Raw genomic sequence first — 9,817 nt, forward strand, 5'->3', positions numbered from 1 at the left:
ACCGGGCTCCCCGCGCGGCTCACGCTTGGCGGGAGTCGGCTGCCGTCGGGGCCGGAACGCCCACGGCGGCCGCCTGCACTTCCGCGACCCGGTCCACGGACTCCCGCAGGGCGGGCCAGTTCTCCGTGGCTGCCTTGACCGCGTTGGGGACCAGGATCAGGTTGGCGGCGGACAAGGCACGCTCCGCGTCCCCGGGTTCGGGGACGTGCTGGCCCTTGGACAGGACGGTGATGCCGGATTCGGTGACCTTGAATCCGCGGGCCCGGTCAAGCTCGTGGTCGAGCCCGATTGCCGCTCCCGCCGGGACCTGGACGTTCTTGTCGATGATGGCGCGTTTGACGACGGCGCCCGCACCGATGTTGACCTTATCCATCAACACGGAGTCGAGCACCCGGCTGGACGTTCCGACATAGACGTCGTTGGAGAGCACGGAACCCTCCACGATGCCGCCGGAGATCACGGTGCCGCTGGAAACAATGGAATCCAGCGCCGTGCCGACGGTGTTTTTCTCGCCGCGGACGAACTTGGCCGGCGGCGAGATGGTCTGGCGCGTGTAGATCGGCCATTCCGAGTTGTAAAGGTTGAACACCGGCACGGGCGAGATGAGGTCCATGTGGGCGTCGTAGAAGGAGTCGATCGTGCCGACGTCGCGCCAGTAGGTGCGGTCCCGTTCGGTGGAGCCGGGGATCTGGTTCAAGGTGAAGTCGTAGACACCGGCCTCACCCTGGTCGACGAAGTAGGGGATGATGTCCCCGCCCATATCGTGCTTGGTGTCGAGGCGTTCGGCATCGACGTGCAGGGCCTCGACGAGCGCGTCTGCGTTGAAGACGTAGTTGCCCATGGACGCGAGGAATTGGGTGGGATCGGCGGCCAGTCCTGGCGTGGAGGATGGCTTCTCGACGAAGGCGGCGATCTTTTCAGGGTTGTCCGGGTCCACTTCGATCACGCCGAACTGATCGGCCATGTGCAGCGGCTGGCGGACGGCGGCCACGGTTGCCTTGGCACCGCTGGCGACGTGCTGGTCCACCATCTGGCCGAAGTCCATCCGGTAGACGTGGTCCGCACCGACAACAACGACGATGTCCGGGTTCGCGTCGTGGATCAGGTTCAGGGACTGGTAGATGGCGTTGGCGCTGCCGAGGAACCAGCTCTTGCCCACGCGCTGTTGCGCGGGGACGGAGGCGATGTAGTTGCCCAGCTGGGTGGACATCCGCCAGGTCTCGGAAATATGGCGGTCCAGGCTGTGGGACTTGTATTGCGTGAGAACGACGATCTGCAGGTAGCGGGAATTGACCAGGTTCGATAACGCGAAGTCAATCAACCGGTAATTGCCAGCGAAGGGCACGCCAGGTTTGGCCCGGTCCGCCGTCAGTGGCATGAGCCGGTTTCCCTCGCCACCGGCAAGGACTATGGCCAGAACTTTCTTATTCGGCATGGTGATCGCTCCTGAACGCCTTTGTACTACCCCAAACAGTCCGGCACGCCCGAACGTCTTCACACTAGATCAGTTCCACCGTAACGACTACCTTGGGGTTTGTGCGTATAGACATTGTGACTAAAGAATTCCCGCCCGAGATTTATGGCGGCGCCGGGGTCCATGTGGCCGAACTTAGCCGGGTGCTCGCCCAGCACGTGGATCTGCAGGTCCGCGCTTTCGGCGCCGCCCGAGAGCCCGGATACCACGGTGCGACGGTGACGTCCTACGCCGTACCGGAGGACCTCGGCGGGGCGAACGCCGCGCTGCAGACCCTGGGGGTGGACCTGCGGATCGTTCCGGACATCGCCGGCGCGGACGTGGTCCATTCACACACCTGGTACGCCAATATGGCCGGTCACATCGCCTCCCTGCTCCACGGGATTCCGCATGTTCTCAGCGCCCACAGCCTGGAACCGTTGCGCCCGTGGAAGGCCGAGCAGCTCGGCGGCGGCTACGCCTTGTCGTCCTGGGTGGAAAAGACCGCCTACGAGGCGGCTGCGGCCATCATCGCCGTGTCCGAGGGCATGCGTCAGGACATCCTGCGCAGTTACCCCGAGGTGGACCCCGCCAAGGTCAAGGTGGTGCACAACGGCATTGACGTGAGCCTGTGGAACCGCGATGAGAACGACGACGTGGTCCGTGCGCTGGGCATCGACCCGGAGCGGCCCAGCGTGGTGTTCGTGGGCCGCAACACCCGGCAGAAGGGCGTGCCTTACCTGCTGCGCGCAGCCGCCAAGTTGCCGGCGGACGTTCAGCTGGTTCTATGCCTCGGAGCCGCCGACACCCCGGAGCTCGCGGCCGAAACGGCGCGCCTCATCGGGGAATTGCAGACCCAGCGCAGCGGGGTGATCGTGGTGGAACGGATGCTGCCGCGCCATGAGCTGATCCAGGTCCTCAGCCACGCCACTGCCTTCGCCTGCCCGTCCATCTACGAGCCCCTCGGCATCGTCAATCTTGAGGCGATGGCGTGCGGAGCGGCCGTCGTGGCCAGTGCCACCGGCGGCATCCCCGAGGTGGTCCAACACGGTGAGACCGGATTGCTCGTTGACATTGAGCAGGTCACGGACGGCACCGGCACCCCGCTGGACCCGGAGAAGTTCGTCACCGAGTTCGCCGCCGCACTGACCGAGGTGGTATCCGATCCCGCCCGGGCCCGTGCCATGGGCCAGGCCGGCCGCCGCCGTGCTGAGGAACATTTCTCCTGGGAATCCATCACCGAAACCACTCTTGAGGTCTACCGCTCGGTGCTTCCCGCAGGCTCCTGATCCCGGCTTGTATCCCGGCACCCCCGGAACAGCCGCCGACGGCGCCGCCCCGAAAAGGGGCGGCGCCGTCGTTGTTTGTCCTTATCCGGGGTCAGGCCCTGGCCGTCTTCGTTCCGTGGCCCTTGCGAGCCAGCAGGGTTTTTTCGTCCACCGGGGCATCACCGCTGGCACGCTGGCTGCGGAAGTAATCCCGCGCCTCGTCCTGGCGTCCCCTCTCAGCGCCTGAGGCGATTTCGGCACGGAGGTGCTCCGGGCCGAACCCGAAGGCGTCCACCAGGTCCAGGGCGTGCGGGCGGATCTTGGTGAGCAGACGGTTGATGTAGCCGCCCACGGTCCGGGCACGCTGCATGGAGATCCTGCCATTCATCAGGTACCAGGAGAGGTTCTCCTCGATCAGCGAGAGGCCGAAGAGGTCCCGCAGCCAGGTGAGCACTTTCTTGGTGCCCGGGTCCGTGACCTTGCCCAACGCCTCGGTGAAGGCTTCCCACTGCAGCAGTTCGGCGTGGGCCTGGGCGGCTTCGATGAGTTCGTTCTGGTGGGTGTTGAACAGGGCAGCGCCCTGCTGCTGCGGCAGCTTATTCGCGCCCTTGAGTGCCGAGCCGACGTCGGCGACCATGGTCTGCACCCGGTCGGTCAACAGTGCGCGCTGGCTTGCTTCGTCCTTGATGGCGATGGCTGCCTTCTGCGCCGAACCGGTGTCCGCCATGAACTGGGCGACGCCGCGCAATCCGGTCCGGTGGATCGCGGCACCGGTCGCCTGTCCCACGACGTAGCGCGCCAGCACGCCGAAGTTCACTGTGCGGAATTCCTTGGCGTAATCGGCCAGCAGCCGCTTGGCAACCAGCTGCAGCAACACGGTGTTGTCGCCTTCGAAGGTGGCGTAGACGTCGAGGTCGGCGCGCAGCGACGCAAAGCGGTTTTCGATCAGAAATCCGGCGCCGCCACACGCCTCACGGCACTCCTGCAAGGTGTCGAGTGCGTGCCAGGTGCTGAGCGGCTTGAGGGCAGCCGCAAGGGTTTCCAGGTCCTGCCGGTCCTCGTCGGTGTCGGCACGGCCGGAGAAGACGTCGTCGAACTTCTGCAGCAGCTGCTCACTGGCAAATCCCGCGGCGTAGGTGGTGGCGAGCCGGGTCAGCAGCCGGCGCTGGTGGCGCTGGTAGTCCATCAGCACTTCCTCCTCAGTGGGCGAGGAGGCATTGAACTGCCGGCGTTCCGTGGCGTACTGGATCGCCGTCTTCAGGGCCAGTTTCGAGGCGGTGACGGCCGCGCCGTCGAGCGAAACGCGGCCTTGGACGAGGGTGCCGAGCATGGTGAAGAACCGCCGGCCAGGGCTGGCGATGGGGGAACTGTAGCTGCCGTCGGCGTCGACGTTGCCGTAGCGGTTCAGCAGATGGGTGCGGGGGATCCGGACCTGGGTGAAGTGCAGCCGGCCGTTGTCGATGCCGTTCAGTCCGCCCTTGACTCCGTCGTCCTCGCCTCCGATGCCGGGCAGGAATTCCTTGGTGTCCGGATCGCGGAGGTCCATGTAGAAGGCATGAACGCCGTGGTTCACGCCCCGCGTGACCAGCTGGGCGAACACGACGGCGGCGAGGCCGTCCACGGCGGCGTTCCCGATGTAGTCCTTCCACGCCGCGCGGAAGGGAGTGTGCACCACGAATTCCTCGGTGGCGGGGTCGTACGTGGCGGTGGTGGCGATGCTGGCGACGTCGGAGCCGTGCCCCGTCTCCGTCATGGCGAAGCAGCCCGGTATGTCCAGGTTCATGATGCCCGGCAGCCACTTCCGGTGGTGTTCGGCGGTACCCAGGTGGCTCACGGCGGAGCCAAACAGGCCCCATTGCACGCCGGCCTTGATCTGCAGGGAGGGGTCGGCGATGACGAGTTCCTGGAAGCCGGCCACGTTGCCGCCGTGCTCGTCCGCGCCGCCGACCTCCGCAGGGAAGGCGCGGTGCACGGCGCCGTTTTCGACGAGGATTTTTAGCTGGCCGAAGACGCGCCGGCGGTGCTCGGTGTGGGTCAGGCCCTCTGTCTTGTGCAGTTCCGGGCGTCCTGCAAGCGCCCGCGCGGTGCGGCGGGTGTCCGCCCACTTGCCCAGCAGCAACTCGCCCAGCTCTGCTACGTCGACGACGGGTTCCGTTGCGCCGGTTGGGGCCCCCGGGCGGAGGGTGGCCGGAGCCGGGGTGGCCTGTGCGGAGCCTGCGGTGCGGTGGGCTAGTTCGGTCATGTCGATTCCTTCGTTGGTTCTGACAAGGTCGGGGCTGTGGGGATCGTTCCGGTGGAGTTCGGGGATGCCGGGTCCGGGGCTGCCACGCGGAGTTCGGGGGCGATGCCCAGGCAGAGCCAGTCAGTGATCTGGCGTGCCATGGCCTCCTGCCCGGGCTTGGCGGGCGAGGCCGGACTTGCGAGCCATTGCTCGCCGGCATTTCGGACCATGCCGATGGCGGCATTCGGCCAGAAGCCGATCACTGCCTCCCGGCCGGCGGAATCGCCGAGGTGGTTCCGCATGGGCCGGGCGATCATGTCGCTGATGGCGGCAAAAAAATGGCCCAGTGGACCGGCCGTGGTGAGGCCGGCGCCGGCGGCTTCCGCGTCGCCGGGAGTGTAGCGGGTGACGAAGCTGTAGACGTTGGGACTGGTTTCGGCCATCTGCAGGTAGGCGGAGACCATCGCCAGCAGTCCCTCGCGGGGAGTCTGGGCGCTTTGGGCGGCTTCCTGGATGCGGCGCTGCATCTGACTCAGCACTACCTGGCCCACAGCCTGCTGCAGGCCCGCCTTATCGCCGAAGTACCGGTAGAACACTGACTTGGAGGTCCCCGCTGCGGCGGCTATGTCCTCCATGGAGGCGTCGCTTCCGAGCCGGTGCACCGCCTTGCGGGCCGATTTAATCAGCTCCCGGCGACGCTCTTCACGATGGGACTGCCAGCGCGAGGCGCGCCCGTCCACACTGCCGCCACTGGAGACAGGGGAACCGGCCGGCGCGCCGCCGGAAATTTCAGTCTGGGGCATGTTCACGATACCCAGCGTATCAGGTACGCTGGGTATCGGTAACCCGCTTTGATCAAAGGAGACAGCCCATGTCCGTCCACGGAAAGTCCGCACTTGGACCGAAGGAATCGAGCCCGACTGTCCCTGCGCCGGCAGAGAACGCCGGCCAGGACACTGCGGAGGGCACTCCGGCAGCCACCTCCGCCGGACCGCGGCTTCGCAGGGCGGTCATCGTCGGCGGCAACCGCATTCCGTTTGCCCGGTCCGGGGGTGCCTACACGAAGTCCTCCAACCAGGACATGCTGACCGCAGCCCTCGACGGTCTCATCGCCCGGTTCGGTTTGCAGGACGAGCGCATCGGCGAAGTCGCCGCCGGTGCCGTGCTCAAGCACTCCCGTGACTTTAACCTGACGCGTGAGGCCGTGCTCGGCTCCGCACTGTCCGCCGAAACCCCGGCCTATGACCTGCAGCAGGCCTGCGCGACCGGGTTGGAAACGGTCCTGGGCCTGGCCAACAAGATCAAGCTCGGCCAGATCGACTCCGCCATCGCCGGCGGCGTCGACTCCGCCTCTGATGCCCCCATCGCCGTCAGCGAGGGCCTGCGCGAAGTGCTCCTGGACCTTAGCCGGGCCAAAACATTGCCGCAGCGGCTCCAGGTCCTGGCCCGCCTCCGGCCCAAAGACCTCACCCCCGACGCTCCCAGCACGGGAGAACCGCGCACGGGACTGTCCATGGGGGAGCACCAGGCCCTGACCACCGCGCAGTGGAAGATTACCCGTGAGGCGCAGGACGAACTGGCCTTTCACAGCCACCGCAACCTCGCCGCAGCCTACGATGCCGGCTTCTTCGATGACCTGCTGACCCCTTACCGCGGCCTCACCCGTGACTCCAACCTGCGCGCCGACACCAGCCTGGAAAAGCTGGCCACGCTCAAGCCCGTGTTCGGCAAGAATCTGGGTGCCGAAGCGACCATGACGGCTGGCAACTCCACTCCGCTCACGGACGGCGCGTCCACCGTCCTGCTCGCCTCGGAGGCGTGGGCCGACGCCCATGACCTGCCCAAGCTGGCCACCGTGGTTGACGGCGAGGCGGCAGCGGTCGATTTCGTGCACGGCAAGGACGGGCTGCTGATGGCACCCGCGTTCGCTGTGCCGCGCCTGCTGGCCCGCAATGGTCTCAGCCTTGACGACATCGACTTCTTCGAAATCCACGAGGCCTTTGCCGGGACCGTACTCAGCACCCTCGCCGCCTGGGAGGACGAGGAATTCGGCCGCACCCGGCTGGGCCTGGCTGGAGCATTCGGCAGCATCAACCGCTCCAAGCTCAACGTCAACGGCTCGTCCCTTGCCTCGGGCCACCCGTTCGCGGCTACCGGCGGACGCATCGCCGCCTCGCTCGCGAAGATGCTGCACGCCAAGGGCAGCATCAACGGCCGTCCGGCCCGCGGGCTCATTTCCATCTGCGCCGCCGGCGGCCAGGGCGTCGTCGCCATTCTTGAAGCCAGCTAGGAGAGTTCCATGACTGACAAATACACCGCACTGGTGAGCCGGGGACTCGGCCGCGATCTCGCCAGGAAGCTCGGGCTGCCCCAGCCGGTGGTGCTGCGCCGCCACCACCCGGGCCAGCCGCTTATCAGTGGACCCATCCTGGTTCAAGGAGGCGGCAGCGGCGCCGATCGGCTCGCCGCGACCCTGCTGTCCTGGAACCTCGATGTGCGCCGCCACGCCGTGCCTAAGGAGAAGCTCGGCGCCATCATTCTTGTGCTGGACGAGCTGACCCGGCCCGAAGACCTGGAGAAGCCCGTCCTCACCGCCGCCACATCGCTGCGGGACCTTGCTCCGAACTCCCGGGTGATCACGGTCTCGCGCAGCGCTGCGGACAGCGCGGACCCCGCTGCCGCGGCAGCCCGACAGGGCGTGGACGGGCTCCTGCGCTCACTCGCGAAAGAGCTCCGTGCCGGTGCCACCGCCAACGGCATCCTGCTCGCCGACGGCGCCACCGCCACGAGCCCCAGCACTCTTGGCGCGCTCCGGTTTTTCCTCTCCGGCCGGTCCGCGTTTATCGACGGGCAGTTCCTCACGGTATCCTCGGACGCCGGGCGGCTGCCGGCCGATGCCGATCAGCCCCTGGCTGGAAAGGTTGCCGTGGTCACCGGAGCCGCCCGCGGAATCGGTGCTGCCATCGCCCGCGCGCTGCGCCGCGACGGAGCGAGGGTCGTCGTGGTCGATATCCCGGCCGCCGGAGACCACCTCGCAGCGGTGGCCAACGAGGTGCACGGCACCGCCCTGCAACTGGACATCAGCCGGGAAGACGCCGGGCAACGGATCATCGATCACGCCGTGGAACGCCACGGCCGGCTGGACATCGTCATCCACAACGCCGGCATCACCCGGGACAAGCTGCTCGCCAACATGGACCAGGGCCGCTGGAAATCCGTCATCGCCGTCAACATTGCCGCCCAGCTGCGGATCAACGCGGCCCTGCTGGCCTCGGAGCATTTCCGGAGTTCACCGCGGATCGTCTCGGTCGCCTCCACCAGCGGGATCGCCGGGAACCGGGGCCAGACCAACTATGCCGCTTCCAAGGGCGGTGTCATGGGCATGGTCCGGGCCACGGCACCACTGCTCGGCGAGCACGGCGGCTCCATCAACGCGGTGGCTCCGGGCTTTATCGAAACGGAGATGACCGCGAAGATTCCTTTCGCTACCCGTGAGGTGGCCCGCCGGCTGAACTCGCTCCAGCAGGGCGGCCAGCCAGACGACGTCGCCGAGGCCATCGCATTCCTGGCCAGCGACGCGGCCGGGGGCATATCCGGCGAGGTGCTGCGGGTGTGCGGGCAGAACCTGGTGGGAGCATGACGCCGTCGCCCCCGGTCATCCTGAGCGAGATGCCGTCCTTGTCGAAACTGTATGTCAACGCGGCGGCCACCGCTGCACGCCGGAGGGTGCTGGGCGCGCACGCAGCCGCCGGGCTTCCGGAGACGCCGCACGAGGTACGCGGCGTCCTGGCATCGGTGGAAAACCTCACGGCGTTCCAGCACCTGATCGGCGAAACCGCAAGCGATGTCCTGCCGGGGGGGTTCGTCCATGCGTTGGCGTTTCCGCTGGCCATGAGCGTGATGAACCGGGATGACTTTCCGCTGCCGCTGCTGGGGATGATCCACCTGGACAACCACGTAGTGCAGTCTGCGCCACTGTATTTCACGGACCCGCTGGACATTCGGGCCTGGGCGGAGAATCTGCGGGGCCACCGCTCCGGCACCCGGCTGGATCTCGTCACCGAGGTCCGACGTTCGGGGGAGGACGCTGTCAGCTGGCGCGGCGTTTCCAGCTATCTTGCCAAGGGCGTGTTCCTGCCCGGAACCGACAAACCCTCGGGCGTGCCGGCTCCGGCGCGTTTTACGCCGCCCGATCCGACGGCGTTATGGCAGCTTGGCGTGGACACCGGGCGCGCCTATGCGTCCGTGTCCGGTGACTTCAATCCGATCCACCTCAGCGTCCTCAGTGCCAAAGCCCTCGGCCTGCGGCGTTCCATCGCCCATGGCATGTATCTGGCCTCCCGCGCCCTGGCCGACGTCGGCGCCGCGAAGGGCGACGCGTTCAGCTGGGATGTGGCCTTCGAGGCCCCGGTCTTCCTTCCGGCCCGGGTAGCGCTGGATATCAGCACGGTCCAGGGCGAAGACGGCGCCTGGAGCCGTTCAGAGTTCGTGGCCTGGAGTCCGCATTCGGGCCGCCGGCATTTCAGCGGTTCGGTGTCCTCGCTGGCGTAGAGCCACCACCTGCCGCTGCGGCCGTCCCCGGGTTTCCGGGGGCGGCCGGTGCTGTGCCAGGCGGGTGCCGCGGCGCCGGCCCCGCGCGGTCCTGAGCCTAGTGGTGTGTCTCCAAAATAGTTAAAGGTTTGGCTGTTAAGATTGGGGTATGTCGAATCTTGCTCCTGCCTTGGTGGTCTCGGACGCCCAGCGAGCCTTGTTGGAGACACTTTCAAAGTCTCAGACGGCGTCTCACCGGGAGGTCCAGCGGGCCCAGGTTTTGCTGATGGCCGATGAGGGGCTGGCCAGTGAGTGGATCGCGAGGGTTGTTGGTGTGAGTCCGGC

At 67.0% G+C, this 9,817-nt stretch carries 7 protein-coding genes; 4 read left to right on the forward strand and 3 right to left on the reverse strand.

All coding sequences use genetic code 11. The features are described 5' to 3' along the window. Positions 1-19 precede the first annotated feature (19 nt). On the reverse strand, positions 20-1,441 hold the full coding sequence (gene glgC / locus RCH15_RS06245) for a glucose-1-phosphate adenylyltransferase (RefSeq protein ID WP_326959151.1): 1,422 nt from the start codon (positions 1,439-1,441) through the stop codon (positions 20-22). 95 nt (positions 1,442-1,536) lie between these two features. Here glgC and glgA point away from each other — a divergent pair, with 95 nt between their 5' ends. Continuing rightward, positions 1,537-2,742, forward strand: coding sequence for a glycogen synthase (gene glgA / locus RCH15_RS06250; protein ID WP_326959123.1), 1,206 nt, complete (start codon positions 1,537-1,539; stop codon positions 2,740-2,742). A 91-nt stretch (positions 2,743-2,833) separates the two neighbouring features. Here the strand turns inward: glgA and RCH15_RS06255 are convergent, their stop codons facing one another. Continuing rightward, on the reverse strand, positions 2,834-4,963 hold the full coding sequence (locus tag RCH15_RS06255; RefSeq protein ID WP_326959126.1) for an acyl-CoA dehydrogenase family protein: 2,130 nt from the start codon (positions 4,961-4,963) through the stop codon (positions 2,834-2,836). Beyond that, positions 4,960-5,745: a TetR/AcrR family transcriptional regulator gene (locus RCH15_RS06260; protein ID WP_326959128.1), complete on the reverse strand. Its 786-nt coding sequence runs from the start codon at positions 5,743-5,745 to the stop codon at positions 4,960-4,962. Before RCH15_RS06260 ends, RCH15_RS06255 begins: the two co-directional genes overlap by 4 nt. 68 nt (positions 5,746-5,813) lie before the next feature. Between RCH15_RS06260 and RCH15_RS06265 the strand changes: the two genes are divergently transcribed. The 3 genes from RCH15_RS06265 to RCH15_RS06275 are packed head-to-tail and all read left to right on the forward strand — an operon-like array spanning position 5,814 to position 9,493. Beyond that, positions 5,814-7,232, forward strand: coding sequence for an acetyl-CoA C-acetyltransferase (locus RCH15_RS06265; RefSeq protein WP_326959130.1), 1,419 nt, complete (start codon positions 5,814-5,816; stop codon positions 7,230-7,232). A gap of 9 nt (positions 7,233-7,241) precedes the next feature. Beyond that, entirely contained in the window at positions 7,242-8,582 is a 1,341-nt protein-coding gene (locus tag RCH15_RS06270; RefSeq protein WP_326959132.1) for a 3-oxoacyl-ACP reductase, read from the forward strand. Further along, positions 8,579-9,493, forward strand: a complete 915-nt coding sequence (locus RCH15_RS06275) for a MaoC family dehydratase (protein ID WP_326959134.1) — start codon at positions 8,579-8,581, stop codon at positions 9,491-9,493. The genes RCH15_RS06270 and RCH15_RS06275 overlap by 4 nt, the downstream gene beginning before the upstream one ends. The last annotated feature ends 324 nt before the right edge of the window (positions 9,494-9,817 follow it).

The organism is Arthrobacter sp. MP_M4, from assembly GCF_035984855.1.
GTDB lineage: Bacteria > Actinomycetota > Actinomycetes > Actinomycetales > Micrococcaceae > Arthrobacter.

Bases quoted from the DNA above. Each gene is read 5' to 3' on its own strand.
- RCH15_RS06255 (WP_326959126.1), bottom strand. From the start codon at position 4,963: ATGACCGAACTAGCCCACCGCACCGCAGGCTCCGCACAGGCCACCCCG.
- RCH15_RS06260 (WP_326959128.1), bottom strand. From the start codon at position 5,745: ATGCCCCAGACTGAAATTTCCGGCGGCGCGCCGGCCGGTTCCCCTGTC.
- RCH15_RS06265 (WP_326959130.1), top strand. From the start codon at position 5,814: ATGTCCGTCCACGGAAAGTCCGCACTTGGACCGAAGGAATCGAGCCCG.
- RCH15_RS06270 (WP_326959132.1), top strand. From the start codon at position 7,242: ATGACTGACAAATACACCGCACTGGTGAGCCGGGGACTCGGCCGCGAT.
- RCH15_RS06275 (WP_326959134.1), top strand. From the start codon at position 8,579: ATGACGCCGTCGCCCCCGGTCATCCTGAGCGAGATGCCGTCCTTGTCG.